Source organism: Pseudomonas putida, assembly GCF_028682635.1.
In the GTDB taxonomy this organism is placed as follows: Bacteria; Pseudomonadota; Gammaproteobacteria; order Pseudomonadales; family Pseudomonadaceae; genus Aquipseudomonas; species Aquipseudomonas putida_AE.
The window spans coordinates 1-19,203 of the sequence record NZ_JANHLK010000013.1; the positions used below are offsets into that span (position 1 = coordinate 1).

15 protein-coding genes and 3 pseudogenes are annotated in these 19,203 nt (G+C 58.7%); 9 read left to right on the plus strand and 9 right to left on the minus strand.

The features are described from left to right. Positions 1 to 1,052: MFS transporter (locus NPS56_RS17225; RefSeq protein WP_274075699.1), on the plus strand; the 1,052-nt coding region annotated here is incomplete at its 5' end. Between the two features lie 44 nt (positions 1,053 to 1,096). On the opposite strand, the gene NPS56_RS17230 is transcribed toward NPS56_RS17225, so the two are convergent. From NPS56_RS17230 to NPS56_RS17255, 6 genes and pseudogenes are all read right to left on the minus strand, one after another. Further along, positions 1,097 to 2,470 (minus strand): LLM class flavin-dependent oxidoreductase, encoded by a 1,374-nt coding sequence (locus tag NPS56_RS17230; RefSeq protein ID WP_274075700.1) that lies wholly within the window; start codon positions 2,468 to 2,470, stop codon positions 1,097 to 1,099. Positions 2,471 to 2,506: 36 nt separating this feature from the next. After that, positions 2,507 to 3,352: an amino acid ABC transporter permease gene (locus tag NPS56_RS17235; RefSeq protein WP_274075701.1), complete on the minus strand. Its 846-nt coding sequence runs from the start codon at positions 3,350 to 3,352 to the stop codon at positions 2,507 to 2,509. Continuing rightward, a complete protein-coding gene (locus NPS56_RS17240; protein WP_274075702.1) occupies positions 3,349 to 4,170 on the minus strand; it encodes an ABC transporter substrate-binding protein in 822 nt (273 codons plus the stop codon). The genes NPS56_RS17235 and NPS56_RS17240 overlap by 4 nt, the downstream gene beginning before the upstream one ends. Positions 4,171 to 4,282: 112 nt before the next feature. Beyond that, positions 4,283 to 6,448 (minus strand): methyl-accepting chemotaxis protein, encoded by a 2,166-nt coding sequence (locus NPS56_RS17245; RefSeq protein ID WP_274075703.1) that lies wholly within the window; start codon positions 6,446 to 6,448, stop codon positions 4,283 to 4,285. Positions 6,449 to 6,568: 120 nt separating this feature from the next. Next, positions 6,569 to 6,721 (minus strand): hypothetical protein, encoded by a 153-nt coding sequence (locus tag NPS56_RS17250; RefSeq protein ID WP_274075873.1) that lies wholly within the window; start codon positions 6,719 to 6,721, stop codon positions 6,569 to 6,571. Further along, a pseudogene (locus tag NPS56_RS17255) lies at positions 6,701 to 6,912 on the minus strand (hypothetical protein); the annotation flags it as partial. The pseudogene NPS56_RS17255 and the gene NPS56_RS17250, both read right to left, overlap by 21 nt. Here NPS56_RS17255 and NPS56_RS31330 point away from each other — a divergent pair. The 5 genes and pseudogenes from NPS56_RS31330 to NPS56_RS17280 all read left to right on the plus strand — a co-directional run bounded on the left by NPS56_RS31330 (position 6,894) and on the right by NPS56_RS17280 (position 12,252). Next, positions 6,894 to 7,559: pseudogene (locus tag NPS56_RS31330) on the plus strand (LysR family transcriptional regulator). The pseudogenes NPS56_RS17255 and NPS56_RS31330 overlap by 19 nt on opposite strands. Positions 7,560 to 8,061: 502 nt before the next feature. Continuing rightward, positions 8,062 to 9,552, plus strand: coding sequence for a proline--tRNA ligase (gene proS, locus NPS56_RS17270; protein ID WP_274075706.1), 1,491 nt, complete (start codon positions 8,062 to 8,064; stop codon positions 9,550 to 9,552). 176 nt (positions 9,553 to 9,728) lie between these two features. Continuing rightward, positions 9,729 to 10,007: pseudogene (locus NPS56_RS31335) on the plus strand (PAS domain-containing protein); the annotation flags it as partial. Positions 10,008 to 10,142: 135 nt separating this feature from the next. Next, complete coding sequence (locus tag NPS56_RS17275; protein WP_425313633.1) at positions 10,143 to 11,294, plus strand: methyl-accepting chemotaxis protein; 1,152 nt, start codon at positions 10,143 to 10,145, stop codon at positions 11,292 to 11,294. A 286-nt stretch (positions 11,295 to 11,580) separates the two neighbouring features. Then, the gene (locus NPS56_RS17280) at positions 11,581 to 12,252 is read left to right on the plus strand and encodes a class I SAM-dependent methyltransferase (RefSeq protein ID WP_274075708.1); all 672 of its coding nucleotides are present in this window, start codon (positions 11,581 to 11,583) and stop codon (positions 12,250 to 12,252) included. A gap of 522 nt (positions 12,253 to 12,774) precedes the next feature. Here NPS56_RS17280 and NPS56_RS17285 read toward each other — a convergent pair. Both NPS56_RS17285 and NPS56_RS17290 read right to left on the minus strand, forming a co-directional pair. Then, positions 12,775 to 13,038 (minus strand): hypothetical protein, encoded by a 264-nt coding sequence (locus NPS56_RS17285; protein WP_274075709.1) that lies wholly within the window; start codon positions 13,036 to 13,038, stop codon positions 12,775 to 12,777. Positions 13,039 to 13,182: 144 nt separating this feature from the next. Beyond that, entirely contained in the window at positions 13,183 to 14,736 is a 1,554-nt protein-coding gene (locus tag NPS56_RS17290) for a phospholipase D family protein (protein ID WP_274075710.1), read from the minus strand. A gap of 189 nt (positions 14,737 to 14,925) precedes the next feature. Between NPS56_RS17290 and NPS56_RS17295 the strand changes: the two genes are divergently transcribed. From NPS56_RS17295 to NPS56_RS17305, 3 genes are all read left to right on the plus strand, one after another. Next, positions 14,926 to 15,360 carry a hypothetical protein gene (locus tag NPS56_RS17295; protein WP_274075711.1) on the plus strand — a complete coding sequence of 145 codons (435 nt, stop codon included), beginning with the start codon at positions 14,926 to 14,928 and terminating at the stop codon, positions 15,358 to 15,360. A 121-nt stretch (positions 15,361 to 15,481) separates the two neighbouring features. Then, positions 15,482 to 16,678, plus strand: a complete 1,197-nt coding sequence (locus NPS56_RS17300) for a GAF domain-containing sensor histidine kinase (RefSeq protein WP_274075712.1) — start codon at positions 15,482 to 15,484, stop codon at positions 16,676 to 16,678. A 72-nt stretch (positions 16,679 to 16,750) separates the two neighbouring features. Continuing rightward, on the plus strand, positions 16,751 to 17,974 hold the full coding sequence (locus tag NPS56_RS17305) for a zinc-dependent alcohol dehydrogenase (protein WP_274075713.1): 1,224 nt from the start codon (positions 16,751 to 16,753) through the stop codon (positions 17,972 to 17,974). A gap of 52 nt (positions 17,975 to 18,026) precedes the next feature. Here NPS56_RS17305 and NPS56_RS17310 read toward each other — a convergent pair whose 3' ends face one another. Further along, positions 18,027 to 19,193 carry a carboxylate-amine ligase gene (locus NPS56_RS17310; protein WP_274075714.1) on the minus strand — a complete coding sequence of 389 codons (1,167 nt, stop codon included), beginning with the start codon at positions 19,191 to 19,193 and terminating at the stop codon, positions 18,027 to 18,029. Between the last annotated feature and the right edge of the window lie 10 nt (positions 19,194 to 19,203).

A 19,203-nucleotide genomic window follows, 5' to 3' on the forward strand; every position in this document is an offset into this window, starting at 1 on the left:
TGTTTGGTTTCGCCTCCCTGGCCACCGCATTTGCGCAGACTACCGAGCAGATCCTGGTCCTGCGCTTCATCGCCGGGCTTGGCATGGGCGGTGCGACCCCCGTAGTGCTATCGCTCGCGGCCGAATACGGCAGTGCCAGACAGCGGGGCACTATCATGACCACCGTTTTGCTGGGGCTGCCCGCAGGCGCCATTCTTGGCGGGCTACTGGCCGCCCGGATGCTGCCCTCGATCGGTTGGCAAGGCATTTTTGCCGTCGGCGGTATCGTGCCGCTGCTGCTGGTGGTTGTCTTGATGTTCGCACTGCCAGAGTCGTTGTATTTCCTCACGAGACGCCGCACGAACAGCAGCCTTGCAAAGATCGGGAAAATTGTTGCCACCATCAGCAAAAAGCAGTTCTTGCCCGGCAGTACCTTCAGTGTTCCGGAGGTGGATGTCAAAACCAGCGTAACCTCCCTGTTCTCTGGCGGCCAGGCGCGCAATACCTTTGGAATATGGACGATCTACCTGTTCAATTGGGTCGCATGGTTCATGTTTCTCTCCTGGCTACCCACCGTTCTCAAAGCCACCGGGCTCCCCGCAGAGCAGGCACCCATGGGCACTGTTGCGGTCAACGCCGTGTTTGTCGTTTGTGCGATTCCACTCTCGATCATCTTGCCGAAGATCAACATTCGACTGTTGCTGTTGGCCCTGTTCCTATTCGGGATTGCCCTGTGCCTGGGCCTGGCGAACAGCGGCACGAACTGGGCGCTGGTGTTCATCCTCGCCGGTTTGGCCGGCTTGGGTATCGGCGGTCAGCAAATCGTCCTGAACTACATGGTTGCCCAGGCGTACCCGACCGCCTTGCGCGCCACGGCGACAGGCTGGGCGATTGCCCTGGGGCGGGTAGGCGCGATTATCGGATCAGCAAGCGGCGGCTGGTTTCTCGAGCACGGCGGCCCTGCGGGTTATTACTCGGCGCTGATCGTGCCATTGGCGATTGCAGCGGCGGGACTGATGATCATTCGCACCCAGCCCGATGCGCTGGACAGTCAGCCTGTCGCAGCGCATTGAACGGACTCGCAGGGTTGGGATTACTATCCAGATGCCTGCAAGGCTCAGTCAAAACGGAACGAAGCCCCATAGGCCGAGGCTGGCAAACGACTTGAACCGTCTGCCCGCAGCCGCGAACGGAAGGTGCCGCTATGCGGTTGGCTGCGGTACAGCCCGCGCTTTTGCAGCTCGGGGATCACCAGTTCAACGAAATCCTCGAGGCTGCCGGGGCTGATCAGCGGGTTGAGCATGTAGCCGCTGGTGCCGGAGATTCGTGCATGTTCCTCGATGTGCTCGGCCACCTGTTGTGGTGTGCCTACCAGGATCAGGTCGCTGCCTCGGGTCACCTTGGCAAAGCGCTGTTTGACGTCGCCGGCGGTCAAGGGTTTGCCACTGCCATCGGGATGCATCACGTAGGAGGTCATGCCCTCGGTGTGGGTGGACAGCGCCTCACTGTCGGCGTAGCGGCCGATATCGATACCGGTGTCACCGGCATAACTCACCAGCTGTGCCTGCAAGTGGTAGTTGCTTTGCAGTTCGTCATATTTGCGCTGGGCTTCGATTTCGGTTTTCGCCGTGACGATGCGCAGCACCGTCAGCGACTTTACATCTTCGCTCTGACGACCACGGGCCTCGGCCTTGGCCCAGATCTCTTCCAGCCCGAGACGAATTTCCCGGGGGTTGGACTTGGCGATGAAGATCAGTTCGGCGTGTTTGGCGGCGAACTCACGACCGCGCCCCGACCAGCCCGCCTGAATCAACACAGGCGTGCGTTGCGGCGATGGAGAAGTCAGGTGCGGTCCGGCCACGCGGTAATGCTCACCCGCATGATTGATCGGTCGCACGCGATCACCCCGGGCGTAGAGCCGGCTCGCCTTGTCCGCGACCACGGCGTCGGCAGCCCAACTGCCTTCCCAGAGTTTGTAGGCCACATCCAGGAACTCTTCGGCGCGCTCATAACGATCATCGTGCTTGATCATCTGCTCCAGGCCGAAGTTGCGCGCTGCGCTGGACAGGTAGGACGTGACGATGTTCCAGCCGACCCGGCCATTGGTGAGGTGATCCAGGGTGCTGAAGCGGCGGGCATGGGTAAAGGGATGCTCGTAGCTGGTGGTCACGGTCACGCCAAAGGCCAGGTTTTGCGTGACGGCCGCCAGTGCCGGAATGATCATCAGCGGGTCGTTGGCTGGCGCTTCCACCGCCCATTTCATCGCCGCATCGGCGTTGCCGCCAAACACGTCATAGAAACCCAGGACATCGGCGAAAAACAGCATGTCGAGGTGCGCCTGGTCGGCGATGCGCGCCAGGTTCGACCAGTAGCCCAGGGAATTGATCGCCAGGCGTTCGTCAGCAGGGTGCGTCCACAGGCTTGGCGCACCGCCACAGCCCACGCTGGCTTGCTCATAGAGAGCAAACAGAAGAGGTTTTGGATCGGACATGGTGGTTCCTGAAAAAAGTGAATGACTGAGAGCGAATCAGCGCGGGTGCTTGAACCCTTTGCCGTAGTGGCGCTCAAGGCGGTGCTGGATCAGCTCGAGCCCGATGGACAACAACCAATAGATGACGGCTGCGGTGGTGAGCATTTCGATGTAGCGATAGGAAGACCGCCCATAGGACTGCGCCAGGAACATCACCTCCCACACGCCCATCACCGAAATCAGCGATGAGTCCTTGAGCATTGAAATGAACTGGCTGGTGGTCGGTGGAATGATCGTGCGCATCGCTTGCGGCAAAATGATGTGCACGAAAGCCGCGATCGGCCCGAGCCCCAACGCCATCGCCGCTTGCCGTTGCCCGGGGGCGACCGCCTGGATGCCGGCACGGAAGATCTCGCTGAGGTAGGCCCCGTAATTGAGCGACAGCGCAATGATCCCGGCACTGATGGCGCCAGGCACCACGCCCAACTGCGGCAGGCCCAGGTAGATCAGCAGGATCTGGATCAGCAACGGCGTGCCGCGAAAGAAGGACGCATAGAAACTGGCGATGCCATAGGCCACCGCGCTGCGTGACAATCGCGCCAGCGCCGTCACGAAGCCCAGCAGCAATGAAAGCCAGATCGAGCCGAAACACAGGAACAACGTCAGCGCGGCACCTTGCAGGAAACCGTTCGGCCCCAGATGCAGTCCGACCAGGTTCGGCAATTTCTCCAGGATGATCGAGAACTTCAGGTCGAAGCTCATGAAAAACATCACGCACAATCCGAACAGCGTCGCCCACGTCAGGTACAGGCGCGTGCGAAAGGCAAACAGCGGGTGCACACGACGCTTTCCGATGTCGGCGGCCAGCGTCGTTTTGGCCGGGTGTGGGTTCAGGGCTGTCATTGGCTGATGTCGGCACCGATCCACTTCTGCGATATTTTGCTCAAGGTGCCGTCAGCCTTCAGTTGGCCGATCACCTCGGTCACCTTGGCATTCCATTGCGCATCGCCCTTTTCAATCGCCACCACATTCGGCTCGGCATAGAGCGTCTCGCCGGCGATCTTGAAACGCGGGTCTTGGGCAATTCGCTCGCGGGCCGTGATCAGGTTGGTGACCATTGCATCCAGACGCACGCCGCTGCCCAGTGCCAGGTCCTGGAAGGCCACGGTTTCATTGTCGTAGGGCGCCACTTGGACGTTGTCGAACGGAAAGCTCAATGGCTTGTCCCCGGCGCCCTCGATCACCAGGTCCTTGTTCAAGTAGGCTTCATAAGTTGAAGCGCTGATCACACCGACTTTCTTGCCGGACAAATCCTTGCCCGCCGTGATGGCGTTGTCCTTGGCATTGACCACGATCACCGCAGGCGACTGGTAATACTCCACGGGGAAATCGAACACTTCGGCGCGGGCCTTGCTCGGGGTCATCGAGCACACGCAGATGTCATAGCGTCCGCTCCAGCGACCTGCGGCGATGACATCCCAGGACGGTGTTTCCAGCTTGAGCTTCACCCCAAGGCGTTGTGCAACGGCCTTGGCCACGTCCACGTCAAAGCCGTCCAGCTGGTTCTGCTCGTTGAGAAACGAGAACGGCGGATAGCTCTCCATCAGCACGCCGGTCAATTCGCCTTTTTGCGTGACGCGATCGAGGGTGGCACCTGCCCACGCAGTTGAGCAGGTAGCCAGCAAAGCCAGGCCCAGGGGTAAAAAAGCTCGGGTTTTCAATGACAAATACTCCAATCAATTCAAAATACCTGATTAGATTAAAACGCAATATAAAATTCGTTAGTACTTGTTTTGCGGAATAAAAACCTCGTTTCAAGCTATATCAAATGGCTCATGCGGCGGCCACTCGCTCGGTATTACTGCTCACCTCGAATTGCCCCACCAGTTTCTGCAGCTTGTTGGCATTGAGCCGCACCGTTTCCGCACTGTTCTGCAGCACCACCACGGTCTGGCGCATTTGCGTGGAGCAGTGATCGACCTTGCTGATCGTCTTGCCGCAGTCGAGGCTGCGCCTGTTGAGCTGCTGAATGATCGCGAACATGCTTTCTACAGCCTGATGCAGCTGCACGTTTTCCGAGGAGGCATCTTCGGCCAGGCGCAGGCTGTTATCGACGTCCTTGACGCCCTCCTCCATGAAGCTGACGGCTTTTTGCGTTTCTTTCTGCAAGCCTTCGACCATGTGCCGAATATCGTCGGCCGCCCGTGACGTGCGTGAGGCCAGGCTGCGGACCTCGTCGGCAACCACCGCGAAACCTCGCCCGTGTTCACCCGCTCGTGCGGCCTCGATGGCGGCATTGAGCGCCAGCAGATTGGTCTGGTTGGTGATGTCGCTGATCAGGCCGGTGATCTTGCCGATCTCGGTCATTCTGCTATCGAGCAACTGCACGCTAGAAGAAGAACGCTCGACGACATCGCGAATGGACTGCGTCCCTTCCTGCACGGCGAGAAATTGCTCGCGGGCGCGGGTGACCACTTCGTCCATCGCCTGTTTCATTTGTTCAGCGCTGGCCGAGGCCTGCTGGATCTCGCCCAATTGGTCTTCGACGATGATCATCATCCGATGCACCGCTTCGGCCACCTCGGTGGAAGTGACACCGGCTTCCTGGCTGCGGCCCAGCATCATCAGGTTGGTGGTGCCGACGTTGCTGCTGGCCTTCACCACTTGCCCGACCACCGAGTCCAGGTTATCGATGAAACTGTTGATCCAGCGTCCCATATCACCGGTCTCATCGTTGGCCATGCGCTTGATGTCCAGACGCTGACGCAGGTTGCCCTCGCCTTCGGCGATGGTCCTGATCACGCTCGTCATCTCGTTGAGCCTTGCCGCGAGACGCTTGGGCCCGAGCCGGCTGAACAGCAGCGTCGCACACAACATGCTCAAGACCTCGACACTATCGATCACGCCCTGGCCCAGGCCGCTGTAATGCTGGGCCAGGAAATTGCTGGCAAAGAGTCCGGTCATGGTCGCGACGTAGGGTTTCATCAGGCCGTGGCTGAGCGAGCGCCGGCGGTAGACCTCCTCCAGGTCGGCCTCGCACATCATGCCCCAGCGATCAGGTGAGCCTGGCAGCTGGAAGGTCACGCCCTTGCCGACTACCGGAATGTGCCGGTAGTCCGAGTAACCGGGGTAAGTCACGAACAGGTTGGAGCCGGCACGAATGGTCTCGCGTACGCCCGGGTGCAGTTGCTGGGTCGCCGGGTCGGTGAAGCGCAGCTCCAGTTCGGTGTGGCGCTGGATCTTCACGGTCTTCCAGGGGGTGTGTACACCGCTTTTGAGGTTCTCGCCGTGGCTGAAGGTGCCGTCCTCGAAACGCGAACGTGACAAGGCGGTTCCGGGCTCGATGGCCGGATCAAAACGCGATTGCGCCATGAACAGATAGTTGTCGCCCGACTCGGCAAAAATGTGCCCGGCCTCGCGCTGGATGAGATCGCCCAACACATCGTTGGGCACGCGCCCGCAGAGGCAGCCCAGGACTTTTCCATTGACGCGCAGGGGCTGATAGAACATCAGCGTGACCTCATCATGGAAGCGCGAAGACGAGGGGCCGATTGGCAAGGTCAACGGATCGCTGTAAGGACCATGGAGGAACGGCGCTTTCAAGCCTTCGGCCAATGCGCGGGTGTGCTCGAGCCGGGTTTTGCCGCGGCGACTCCAGGTCGACACGATGACCTGGCCGCTGGCATCAACGACAAATAACTCGGAAAACTCTGCGGCCTGGTCGAGCTTGTCCGTTAGCGCAGTGCTGTCGAGGTTGGCGAAATCACGACCGAGGTTATCCGCCAGTTCCGCCAGGTGCTCCCACTGTTCCCGCGTCCAGTTCTGCAGCAACTGCACCCGGGTTTCAGCGATAGCCTCGAAGGTTTGTTCGATCACCGGGTATGCCGATCGATTGAGCCAGCACGACCAGCCCATCGAGAGTTTTCCAGTCTTGCCGAACCAGGGTAGCCAGCGCTTCTCGCTTGCGGACAACGGCATGAAATGACTTGATAGCGACATCCACTTAATCCACTGCGACATTGAGATGGCAATTGGACAGCAAATACCAGGCCAAGTCGTAAGCACACTAATCAATTCATCTCGCAGGCAAGAAGGTACTGGCTCCCTGGCCGGTTCATCTCACGCCGTGCGCGTGCGGGTTCTGGACTGCACAGGGATCGCCGTTGCGGCGTTGGCTATTTCCCAGGCATCGCGGGGTTCGTCGAGGTCGCGGTTGAGGGTTTCCGGGGTGTTGAACGTTGTGTACAGGGTGACCAGCGTTTTGTAAGGCATGGAGACGTTCATGCCACGCACGCCCAAGGCGCGAATGGCCGCCACGGCGGCACCCGGATCTTCGACGCCAAAACAGACAAAGGAGTAGTCCAGGCCCAGGGCCGCATACGCGGCGTTATGGATCTTTGCCGAGAGCGAAAAAACAGCGAGCCCATGATCGAGCCGCAGAGGGTTGGCAGGGATTGAGGAATGTGGGTGCCCATCGCGAGAGTTAGACGACGCTGGTCAAGCCGCGCGCCTGCACATCGTCCAGCCGGCCTTGAGTGCGCAGATACGTCCCTAGGAGGAAGATGTCGGCGCGCAGTTGTTCGAGCGTGACCGGCACGGGGTCGAGTTGACCGACGAAGGCGCGCTGTTCCTGCCTGAGGCGCTGGATTTTGGCCTGGTGCGCCTGCCCTTGAATGTGCCTGGCGTGCACACGCGCCTGCTCTTCGAGGAATCGCTGGTGGTGGCGTTGCCGCAAGACCATCCGCTGTGCGCCAAGCGACGTATACAGCCTCTGGATCTGGCGGAATGCCAGGTGATGGTACTGGCGCGCAAATTCGCGGCCGGTTTGTATGACCAGATGCTGGCGGGTTTTCATCGACGCAAGATCACCCTGAAGATCGCCCGGGAGATGGGCGAGTTCACCTAGTTGGCGTTGGTCGCCGCTGGCCTCGGCGTGGGCATCCTGCCAAGCGGCGCCGCCTCGGCGCTGACAGCCGGCGTCGTGCCCCGGCCACTGGCGCTGGCCATGAGCGGCGCGGGCATTGGAGTGGCCTGGACCGGCCTGGAAAATCCGCGCAAGCGCGCGCTGATGCAGGTGCTTGACGAACTCTATTCCCGCGACGTGTCCTGAGCTGACACGAACGCCCGGCTGCCGCCGCCCCCCTGGAGCTGCCGAGTGAAACGAGGCTGCGATCTTTTGATGTTGTTTTTAGAAGCAAGATCAAAAGATCGCAGCCTGCGGTGTGAAGCTCCTACAGGATGTCGGGGGCGTTTGTTGAATCTCGGCAAAAAACGCCACGAACCTATTGCCAGGCGGATTGCTGGCTACGCAGAACTTGGCCGACCACTTACATCCTCCCTCTGTCTTTGCATATGCCCTCGATCGAAACCGATATGTGCTGGCATGACCGATTCCAACTAGTTCCGAGCCCCCCAAGCAAAGCCTAAGGATGCTCAAGCGTCGCGCCAAAAAAAGGAAACATCCTTAGAAAAAACCAGACATGTCTGAAAGAATTTTCCGAAAAATGCAACAAAAAATGTGAGCTCTTGAAGTTTCAATCCGCAAAAAATATACATACAGTTCCATGACACCATTTCAAAATCACACGCAGTCCTTTCAAGACGGGGGAACTATGAAAAACGCCATAGCACCTACAAGAAGTGAAAACTTCTCTGAATGGTATCAACAAGTCATCAGCCATTCTGAGCTGGCTGAAAACTCGCCCGTTAGAGGTTGCATGGTCATCCGTCCCTGGGGCTATGGCATATGGGAGCAGATGCAACGAGAGCTTGATCAAAAATTCAAAGACACAGGCCATGTAAACGCTTATTTCCCACTTTTGATCCCATTATCCTTACTTCAAAAAGAAGCAGAACATGTCGATGGATTTGCCAAAGAGTGCGCAGTCGTAACCCATCACCGCCTGGAACAGAATGCAGATGGAACGCTCACTCCCGCTGGCGAACTGGAAGAGCCTTTGATCATCAGGCCTACCAGCGAAACGGTGATCGGGGCTTCCTTTTCACGATGGGTGCAAAGTTATCGGGATCTGCCGTTACTAATCAACCAGTGGGCCAACGTCTTGCGCTGGGAGATGCGTCCAAGGATCTTCCTGCGTACCTCGGAGTTCCTGTGGCAAGAAGGCCACACCGTTCACGCCTCCAGTGAAGAGGCCTTGGGCGAGACGCTGAAGATGCTGGATATCTATGAGCGGTTTACTGTCGAGCACCTGGCGATACCAATAATCAAGGGTGAAAAGTGCTCATGGGAACGTTTCCCAGGCGCCGTGAGCACTTATACCATCGAGGCAATGATGCAGGACGGTAAGGCCTTGCAAGCAGGCACTTCACATTTCCTCGGACAAAATTTTGCCCAGGCATCAGACATCCGCTTTGTTAACAAGGAAGGGGTAAAAGAACTCGCCTGGACCACATCGTGGGGCGTTTCCACGCGTTTGATTGGTGCCATGATCATGGCCCATGGCGATGACGATGGCTTGGTGATCCCACCGCTAGTGGCACCGATGCAGGTCATCATTGTTCCGATCGTACGCAGTGGACAGGATGCCGAAGCCATCCATGCTTATTGCGATAAGTTGCAAAAGCAGATCTCCCGGAAAAGACTGAAGGGACAAAACCTGCGTGTCAGCGTTGATAAACGGGACATGAATGGCGGCGAAAAAAAGTGGTATCACATCAAGCGCGGCGTGCCTGTCCGGGTCGAAGTCGGAATAAAGGAACTGGAGCAGAGCACGGTTTCTTATTCCTGCAGAGACAACAGCAAGAAAACGTTGAACGTAGAGATGAGCAGCTTTGTTAAAGACTTGCCAAAAATCCTGCAAACTATTCAGTCAGGCATGCTGGAAAGTGCCAGAAAAAAGCTGTCGAACAACACCAAAACAGCCACGACGCTTGACGACTTCAAACAAGCCTTCAAACGCAAGGACAAACTCAATACATTCGTACTCGCCCCCTTCGTCGATGACGAAAAAGTTGAGAAAGTCATCAGCGAACTGGGTGTAACCGTGCGATGCATTCCACTCGCTCAACCTAAGGTTGCAGCCACCTGCTTATTTACAGGTCAGCTCACCAAAACTTGGGCATTGTATGCGAAGTCATATTGATCCTTGATCACCAACTTCCAGGCACGGCTGGGATTTTCCTGCACTTGTCACCAAATGAAAAGAAACTGTCGCCGAATGCAGGTCGCCGACCACGAAATCCGCGTAGAACACGTCGCGTATTCCTCTGATTTACATGCTCCACACCATAATAATAATCCGACCAGGGATCGCCCTTAATGCGCGTGAATTTGCCCGTAACCGACCATGAAAGACTGTTTCCCGCCGAACAACGCCTGATCTCCACCACCGACCTTGATAGTCGAATCACTTACTGCAATGACGCGTTTGTCGACATCAGCGGTTTCACCTACGACGAACTGGTCGGCCAGACCCATAACCTGGTGCGACACCCCGATATGCCGCCTGGGGTGTTCATTCATATGTGGCACACCATCAAGCAAGGCAAACCCTGGATGGGGATTGTGAAAAACCGGGCGAAAGATGGTGATTTCTATTGGGTCAGTGCCTATGTCACGCCTATCTATGAAAACGGCCGCATGAGTGGTTACGAGTCAGTTCGCTCGGTGCCCACCCGCGACCAGGTGCATCGGGCATCAGCGCTCTATGCAAGGATGCGTGCGGGCAAGCCGATCGTCGCGCTGAGTGCGCGGATTTTCCGGCCACTGCAGCACGGTTGGCCATTGCTGGTGGCAGGCGCGGTTTCGCTGCTGGCTGATCAGTGGCTGCCAAAAGCGGCGGCCCAGGGGGTGCTGGTGGTGAGCCTGGGGATTGCCTGGTACCTGATCGAGTCCCGACAACGCAGCGCCATAAGACGTACACTGGCCGATCATCCGAAAGCATTTTCCGATCGGTTGGTCGCCCTTACCTACAGCGACAACCATGGTCCCCAGGGTCAACTGGACATGGCCATGCTCAGTGAGGAAGCCCGTTTGCAGACAGCTTTGAGCCGGCTCGTCGATGCCGGGGTCAGTGTCAAGGCCAAGGCGGCACAATCGTCCGAGCTGTCGGGATTGCAGGCGCAATCGCTCGATCGCCAGCGCAGCGAAACGGATCAGTCCGCCGCCGCGATCTCGCAAATGGCTGCTACCAACCAGGAAGTGACGCAGAACGTCATCAATACCGCCCATGCCGCCTCGGAGGCTGACCAGTTGACGAGGGACGGCAGCGAATTGGCCGGGCAAAGTCTGCGCGCCATGGAGGCCATGAACGCGGCCGTCAATGAAATCGGCCAGGCGGTCAACGCGTTGGCGAGCGAGACGCAATCGATCGGCAGCGTCGTCGACGTGATTACGTCCATTGCCGAACAGACCAACCTGCTGGCGCTGAATGCGGCGATCGAGGCGGCGCGGGCCGGAGAGCAAGGTCGCGGGTTTGCCGTAGTGGCCGACGAGGTGCGATCCCTCGCCCAGCGCACCCGCACCTCCACCGAACAGATCCACGGCATCATTGCTTCGCTGCACGAAGGAGCTGATCGCGCAGTTTCGACGGCCACACGCGGTGAGCAGATTTCCCGCGAAAGCATGCAGCGTGTCGAGGCGGTGCAGGCTGCCCTGGTCGGCATCAGCCAGGCCGTCAGCCGGATTACCGACATGAGCCAGCAGATGGCATCGGCGTCGGAAGAGCAAAGTCACGTGACTGAAGACATCAATCAACAGATCACGCGCATTGCGCAGCTGTGTGATCACAGTGCCGGGCAGGCCAAGCAAGGTGCGGCCATCAGTCAGGACCTTGAAGAGATGGCCGAGTATCTGCACAGCCTGGCGGAGCGTTTTAACCGATAACCGTCAGTTCAGCGGCGGGCTGGCTCGGCCCGTCGCTGGTGCACAGGACTATGCAAATCCAAGGAACGACAGGACGACCACGACGACCACCACCAGCCCAACGATGTAAATAATGCTGTTCATCAGTCCACCTCTCAATCTGAACGGGATTGCGAAACGAGGGTGTGCCAACTTCCAGATTACCCACCTTCGCTTGTCACTCCATTCGACAACGCACAGGGCGCATTGTCCCAATCAGGCGTGGAGACACTATGCTTGTATCCAGCCAATTACTCCGGACATCGAAATGCCCGCCGACGAATCCACCCTCCTCCAGAGCTGGAACCACAACGCCCACGCCTGGATCGAAGCCATCCGCAGCGGCGCCATCGAAAGCCGTCTGAAGGTCACGGACCAGGCAATCCTGCTGGCAATACTGGGCCGCCAGCCAGAGCGCGTGCTCGACCTCGGCTGTGGCGAGGGTTGGCTGTTGCGGGCACTGGCGGAACGTGGCATCGAGGCGGTCGGTGTGGATGGCGATGAGACGCTGGTCGAGGCGGCGCGGGCGGCGGGGTCGTCACCGGTGCATCTGGCCAGCTATGAACAACTGGTGGAGGCGAGAGTGGATGTTGGCCGCGACTACAACCTGATCTGCGCCAATTTTGCCTTGCTGCACCAGGACATCATCCCCTTGCTCGCGGCCATGGACGCCCTGCTCGCCCCCGACGGCGCGCTGGTGATCCAGACGCTGCATCCATGGACCGTGGCCGCGGGCGACTATCAGGATGGCTGGCGGGAAGAGACGTTCAGTGGATTCGACGGGCATTGGCAACCCATGCCGTGGTACTTGCGAACCTTGTCCAGTTGGATCAATGCGCTGGACATGGCCGGTTTTCGGCTGGCCGGCCTTCAGGAGCCACAGCACCCGCAAAGTCCCGTGCCGCAGTCATTGTTGTTAGTGGCCGAGTCGCGGCTGTAGGAGCTGGCTTGCCAGCGATGGCGGCAACACGGCCACCATCGCATCGCCAGCAAGCCGGCTCCTACAGAGGTGTGTGACCACAAATTCAACATGGACCCGCAAATCCTGTAGGAGCTGGCTTGCCAGCGATGGCGGCATCACGGCCACTACCGCATCGCCAGCAAGCCGGCTCCTACAGAGGTGTGTCACTCCACAAATCCAACATACCCCGCAAATCCTGTAGGAGCTGGCTTGCCAGCGATGGCGGCATCACGGCCACCATCGCATCGCCAGCAAGCCGGCTCCTACAGAGGTGTGTCACTCCACAAATTCAACATACCCCCGCAAATCCTGTAGGAGCTGGCTTGCCAGCGATGGCGGCATCACGGCCACCATCGCATCGCCAGCAAGCCGGCTCCTACAGAGGTGTGTCACTCCACAAATTCAACATGGACCCGCAAATCCTGTAGGAGCTGGCTTGCCAGCGATGGCGGCATCACGGCCACCATCGCATCGCCAGCAAGCCATCTGTCCAACTTATTATTAATATTTAACGTCCCGGGCCGTGTCGCGGGTGTCCTGTTTGGTGTCGCGCTTGTCCTGGCGACAATCGGCACGGCTCTTTTCATCACCCTCTTTGCATTCTTCCTTGGTTTCCCTTGAGGCTTCGCGCCCTTCCTGCTTGGTGTCACGCGATTCCTGCCGTTGGTCAGCCTGGTCGGTCGCGTAGGCCGGCAACGACACGCCGTATACGCCAGCCGCGAGGGCCAGTGACGCCAGTGCAGCCATGTAAAACCTGCGAATCATGAGCTTTCTCCTGTTCAAGAGTACTCAATCACTGGTTTTTCCCGGTCATTGACCGGGAACACACTTTCCAAAAAGATCCTCTGGAGTGGGAGTTTTAACGATAGTCGATACAGGCAACCCCACAAGCTCGGGGGCCTATACGGTCTAGAGCATTTTCTCCAGGCCGATCTTGTCGCTGAGCCAGGCCTTGAAGCTGCGCCATTTGCTGCCGGGCTCCTGGCGCAAGACATGCAGGCGGCCGTCGTCCTCAGCGATCCAGACCACTTCGCCGTTTTCCAGGCGGGCCTGGTAACTCACCGCTGGCGCCATGCCCTCAAGCGCCAGCTTGCGCACGTAGCCGGCCAGTTCAGGGCTGTCGACCAGCACCCCGACTTCAGTGTTCCACAGCACTGAGCGCGGATCGAAATTGAAGGAGCCGATGAACACCTTCTGCTGGTCGAGGATCATGGCCTTGGTGTGCAGGCTGGAGTCCGAGCCACCGCTGAGGCCAAAGGAAGAAGAACCACCGCTGGGGTCGTCCGGTTGGCGCCGCAGCTCATAGAGCTTCACCCCATGTTCGAGCAGGCGCTTGCGATAAGGCGCATAGCCGCCATGCACCGCAGGCACATCGGTGGCTTCCAGTGAGTTGGTCAACAGGCGCACATCGACCCCGGCATCGGCACGCCCGAGGAGGTAACGCATGCCGGATTGTTGTGGGACGAAGTATGCCGAGATCAGGATCAGCTCTTTATTGACTCTATCGAGCTCAGGCCGCAATTGCGTGGTCATCAATAGCGCGCGAGCCGGTTCGTCGTCGGCCAGGACTTTGCTCGGGGCGTCCCACATCGCCGTGACATTGGCCCAGATCAGCTCCTGACGCCAAATCGCCAGTTGCGGTTGAGTGCGGTAGGTCATGAGGTGGTCGTACAGGGCCTGGTTTTCGATACGCGTGCTCTGAAGTGATTGTTCCAGGCGTTGCCGACTCTCCTGCAAGTCTTGAGCTGTCGGCTTGACGATCAGGAAGTCACTGATCGACCGGCTCAGGGCGCTGTTCCAGTATTGGTCGAAGCTGTGGCCCAGTTGATCGGCGACCGGGCCGAGGCACAACAGGTCCATGTCGGTGAAGTTGAGATCGGGCTTGGCGTCGAAATATTCATCCCCCAGGTTGCGGCCGCCGACGATCGCCGCGCTGTTGTCGGCCAGCCACAGCTTGTTGTGCATGCGCCGGTGCTGCTGCGACAGATTGAGCAGGCGGCCCATGGTGCGGGTCACCAGGGTGCTGCGACCCAGATGCAAAGGGTTGAAGACACGGATATGGATGTTCGGGTGCACGGCCAATGTAGCGATGACTTCTTCCTGGCCATCGCTGGCGGTGTCATCGAGCAATACGCGAATCCGCACGCCGCGATCGGCCGCCAGCAGCAGTTCCCACACCAGCGCCCGGGTGCTCAGGCCGTTGTGCACGATGTAGTACTGCACATCGAGGCTTTTCTGCGCATTTCGGATCAACTCGGCACGCGCCCGGAACGCTTCACTGCTGTTTGGCAGCAGGCGAAAACCCGACCGTCCCTCATGCTGGGCGGCCGCGGCCTGGATCGAACGCCCGAATGCCGATTCGCTGGCGGGTATGGCCCTACTGAACTCGTGGGGCAAGCGCGTTGGGGTGGCGCAGCCGGCGAGCAGCAGGGTGAGCAACAGCGCGGGGACGAACAAAGACATGGACAAGGGGCTCGTCCTCAACCTCGACGGGATGGGTTTCGACTTATTTCAGTAAAGCCCCGTTCAAGCGCGGTATTGCGATATTTTGCGATAGTTCCCGGCAGTGCCGGTTTTTTTTTCATGAAGGCTATTGGCTTCCATGGATGAGCTACCATAGCTAAACCGTTTTTTTTCTTTCGGGAGAAGATTATGCATCGATTGGTTAAACCGTCGGATTATGTTCTTCAGACTGCAATGGACAAAATGGTGTACATCCTGCCTTGGGAACGCCGACATTGCCCCGGTAATCCTACGGATGAGCCCGAGCAAGGCGCCCTACTCTATAACCAATACATCCTGAACTTCCTTCATGGCCTGGAACCTCGAACGCCAGGTGAACGAATCATTGAAATTGCGCAATGGTGCCTGGCGTTAGCCGGAGAGCCTGCCAGGGCCCTGGCCGATGATTTGTCTGCGGCCTACCTCAGTCGGTACAGCTTTGTGCTGGCTGATATCTCAAGATACGATGATGAATCGAGAGAACTTCGCGGGCACCTGGCGCTCTGGCCTGACGAAATAAAAAAGATGCCAGCCAATCTGGTGATGGCTTTGCGAGCCCGGGCTGCAGGCCTTTTGTTGGGCTGACGCCCGGGATAACCAGAAATTGGGGCAGGCCAGCAAATAGACAGCTGCTGGCGCTCCCCAAGTGGTCAGGGCGTGAGATTAGGGATAGTCTCTGAGCGACATTATTTCGAACAGCCGAGCCATGACCCGCGCAGAGTTTTCGCCAGACGTTGAAGCCATCCGCACCATCGATGCCGTTCCAGTCATCCTGAGCATGGTCAAGCATCTCACCGGGATGCGCTTCGCCGCGGTAGCGAGAGTCACCGAAAGAAACTGGGTCGCCTGCGCCGTCGATGATTCAATCGATTTCGGCCTCAAGCCCGGTGGCGAGTTGGTCGTCGAGTCAACCATCTGCCACGAGATCCGCCAGCACCGGCAGCCCGTCATCTTCGGCCACGCCAGTGCGCACCCGGTTTTCTCGTTGCACCACACCCCCAGGACCTATGCGTTGGAGAGCTATATCTCCATTCCCATCATCAGGGCCAATGGCGAATTTTTCGGCACCCTGTGTGCCATCGACTCCGTGCCGGCGAATCTCGATGAGCCCGCGATCGCCAAGTCACTCACCCTCTTCGCCCAGCTGATCGCGATGAGTCTCGACGCCCAAAGCCATCTGCAGGCGACGCAAACCGCACTGGTCAATGCCCATGAACACGCAAGGCTGCACGAGCAGTTCGTCGCCGTCCTCGGCCATGACCTTCGCACGCCCCTGAGCGCGATCCGGATGAGCGCTGATCTGCTGGAAACCAGGGCAACGGAAAAACGCTCACTGAACCTGATTGCAGCGATCCGCAATAGCTCGACTCGAATGGGTGCACTGATCGAGAACGTGCTGGATTTTGCCCGGGGAAGGATGGGTGGTGGGATTCCGGTCAAGCGCCAACTGGTCGATGACCTGGGTCGCACGCTCAAACTGACGCTGGACGAAATACAGGCCTCTCACCCCGAAGCGAAATTGACCCACGACCTGGATGTTCCGACCGGCGTCTATTGCGACGCGCTGCGCATCAGCCAGTTGCTTTCAAATCTCCTGGGCAATGCAGTGACCCATGGCTCGACAGCGGAACCTATCCGCGTGCAGGCCCATGCCGAGGGGAATGAGATGGTCATATCGGTGAGCAATCAGGGTGCCCCGATTCCACCGGCGTTGATGCCATTGCTGTTTGAACCCTTTACCCGGTCAGAAGCTGGCCAGCGCGGCGAAGGCCTGGGCTTGGGACTTTACATCGCTGCCCAGATCGCCACCGCGCACAAAGGTAGCTTGAGCGTTACCTCGACGCTGGAAGCAGGCACTTGTTTCGTCGCAAGATTCCCGGCTGACTTCAAATGGCTCAGTTGAATTTTTCTGAACTAACCTCCGTCTGCGCTCCTCTCCCGCTTACCATCAAACCCATGAGAGGGGCAGGACGTCATGAGAGCACTCACCTATCACGGCGCGCATAGCGTCAAAGTCGACACCGTCCCCGATCCGGTTATCGAGGACAGCGACGACATCATCCTTCGCGTCACCGCCACGGCAATCTGTGGTTCGGACCTGCATCTGTATCGCGGGAAGATCCCGACCGTCGAGCATGGCGATATCTTCGGTCATGAGTTCATGGGCATCGTTGAAGAAACGGGCTCGGCCGTCACTGCCGTGCAACCCGGCGACCGAGTGGTGATCCCCTTCGTTATCGCTTGCGGCAGCTGCTTTTTCTGCCAGATGGATCTGTTCGCCGCCTGTGAAAAGACCAACACGGGGCGTGGCGCGATCCTCAACAAGAAAGCCATTCCATCGGGTGCCGCGCTGTTTGGGTTCAGCCACATGTATGGCGGCATCCCTGGCGGCCAGGCGGAATACGTGCGTGTGCCCAAAGCCAACACCGGGCCGTTCAAAGTCCCGGGCACCCTGTCCGACGAGAAGGTGCTGTTCCTTTCGGACATCTTGCCTACCGCCTTCCAGGCCGTGACCAACACCGGCATCGGCAACGGCTCGAGCATCGCCATCTATGGCGCAGGTCCGGTCGGCCTGTTGAGTGCAGCCTGCGCCAGAATGCTCGGTGCCGAACAGATTTTCATGGTCGATCACCACCCTTACCGCCTGGCTTACGCGCAGAAGACCTATGGCGTGATACCGATCAACTTCGATGAAGATGCCGACCCCGCCGACACCATCGTGCGCCAGACCAAAGGCATGCGCGGCGTGGATGGCGTGGTCGATGCGGTGGGTTTCGAAGCCAAGGGCAGCACCACCGAGACCGTGCTCGCCACGCTAAAGCTCGAAGGCAGCAGCGGCAAGGCATTGCGTCAGTGCATTGCAGCGGTACGACGTGGCGGGGTGGTGAGCGTGCCGGGTGTGTACTCCGGGTTCATCCATGGCTTCCTGTTTGGCGACGCCTTCGATAAAGGCCTGACCTTCAGGATGGGCCAGACCCATGTGCAGCGTTATCTGCCGGAGCTTCTCGAACACATAGAGATGGGGCGCCTTAGCCCTGAGGTCATTATCAGCCATCGACTGTCGCTGGAGCAGGCCGCCGAGGGCTACAGGATGTTCGACAAGAAGGAAGACGATTGCAGGAAGGTCATCCTGACACCGGACGATAACCGGATTGCGTTGCCCGAGAGCGACGACACCGCCGCAGTCCTGGCGACCTGATAATGCTCCCCGAAAAAGAGGACGAGATTTTCGTCCTCTTTCCAACTGTTGCTCAGGTTTCACACACCGCGGGTTGCAGGTCATCACTTTTGCATGGCTCTTGCGACGTTTCCAACAGCAGCTGATCCACTACTTCGGCCAGGGCGGCATGAACATCCCCAGTGCTGCGCAGGGCTCGTTGGTAAAGATCTCGCTGGCGGTCTGCACTGGTGCCGTTGCGCAGAATTAGCCGGGCCTGGGCGAAGACGTTTTCCACACGCAGCTTGCGCGCCGTATCGCCAAGGATCTGCTGCGCCAGAAAGAGCCACTGCTCGGCCGAGAAGGTTCGATCGTACCCCTCAACAATGAATGACGCCTGTGTTCCATGGCGTTTCGCGCGCCAACGATTTTCCTTGAGGATCAAGCGGGACGTTTGCGAATAGGCCAACCCTGGTCGAGGTTGATCAATCGCATAGGCAACCAGCAAGCGAAACAATGAGGCAATGCACAAGGCATCTTCCAGCCGTGGGCAGGCATCCGTCATGCGCAATTCCAGGGTCGGATAGCGGCAAGCGGGCCGTAATCCCCACCAGCATTCGCTGGCCTGGGTGATGGTGCCGGTACGTATCAGCAAGGCGACGTAGGCGTCATAGGCAGGCGTATCCTCGAAGAACTCCGGAATGCCCATCCTCGGCCACTCGTCACAGGCTGTTTGCCGGTAGCTCATGAAGCCGCTGTCGGCACCGTCCCAAAAGGGCGAGGAGCTGCTCAGTGCGAGCAAAAGCGGCGTCCATGGCAAGACTTCGTTCATAACCTGTATACGATCAAGGTGACTCGGAATTTCAACGTGTACATGCAGACCGCAAAGCAGACTACGCCTAGCGACCCGTTGATAGTCTGCAAACAGTTGAAGAAAGTGATGTTGCTCAGTGGGCTGTTGCACGCGCCAGTCAGCCAGAGGATGACTCCCTGCACAGAGCAGTCCCAGGTCATAAGACTCGAGCGAACGCCGCAGGCTTTTGCGAGCAGCCACAAGGTAGTCCCCTGCTTCATCCATGCAGGTGAAGATCGGCGAAGCCACTTCGATCTGGCCCTGGAACATCTCATAGGCGAAACAAGCCCCCATCGCCGCCTCGCACGCGTCAATCGAAGCCTTGGGTGGCTTATCGGTCATGCGCCGGGTGTCCAGATCGGTGATGAAGTATTCCTCTTCAATGCCGAACCTCAGCTGTCTGTCCATGGATGGGCCC

Excerpts from the sequence above, each read along its gene's own strand:
- NPS56_RS17230 (WP_274075700.1), bottom strand. The coding sequence starts at position 2,470 with ATGTCCGATCCAAAACCTCTTCTGTTTGCTCTCTATGAGCAAGCCAGC.
- NPS56_RS17235 (WP_274075701.1), bottom strand. The coding sequence starts at position 3,352 with ATGACAGCCCTGAACCCACACCCGGCCAAAACGACGCTGGCCGCCGAC.
- NPS56_RS17245 (WP_274075703.1), bottom strand. The coding sequence starts at position 6,448 with ATGTCGCTATCAAGTCATTTCATGCCGTTGTCCGCAAGCGAGAAGCGC.
- NPS56_RS17250 (WP_274075873.1), bottom strand. The coding sequence starts at position 6,721 with ATGCCTTACAAAACGCTGGTCACCCTGTACACAACGTTCAACACCCCG.
- proS (WP_274075706.1), top strand. The coding sequence starts at position 8,062 with ATGAAAAACGCCATAGCACCTACAAGAAGTGAAAACTTCTCTGAATGG.
- NPS56_RS17280 (WP_274075708.1), top strand. The coding sequence starts at position 11,581 with ATGCCCGCCGACGAATCCACCCTCCTCCAGAGCTGGAACCACAACGCC.
- NPS56_RS17285 (WP_274075709.1), bottom strand. The coding sequence starts at position 13,038 with ATGATTCGCAGGTTTTACATGGCTGCACTGGCGTCACTGGCCCTCGCG.
- NPS56_RS17290 (WP_274075710.1), bottom strand. The coding sequence starts at position 14,736 with ATGTCTTTGTTCGTCCCCGCGCTGTTGCTCACCCTGCTGCTCGCCGGC.
- NPS56_RS17295 (WP_274075711.1), top strand. The coding sequence starts at position 14,926 with ATGCATCGATTGGTTAAACCGTCGGATTATGTTCTTCAGACTGCAATG.
- NPS56_RS17300 (WP_274075712.1), top strand. The coding sequence starts at position 15,482 with ATGACCCGCGCAGAGTTTTCGCCAGACGTTGAAGCCATCCGCACCATC.
- NPS56_RS17305 (WP_274075713.1), top strand. The coding sequence starts at position 16,751 with ATGAGAGCACTCACCTATCACGGCGCGCATAGCGTCAAAGTCGACACC.
- NPS56_RS17310 (WP_274075714.1), bottom strand. The coding sequence starts at position 19,193 with ATGGACAGACAGCTGAGGTTCGGCATTGAAGAGGAATACTTCATCACC.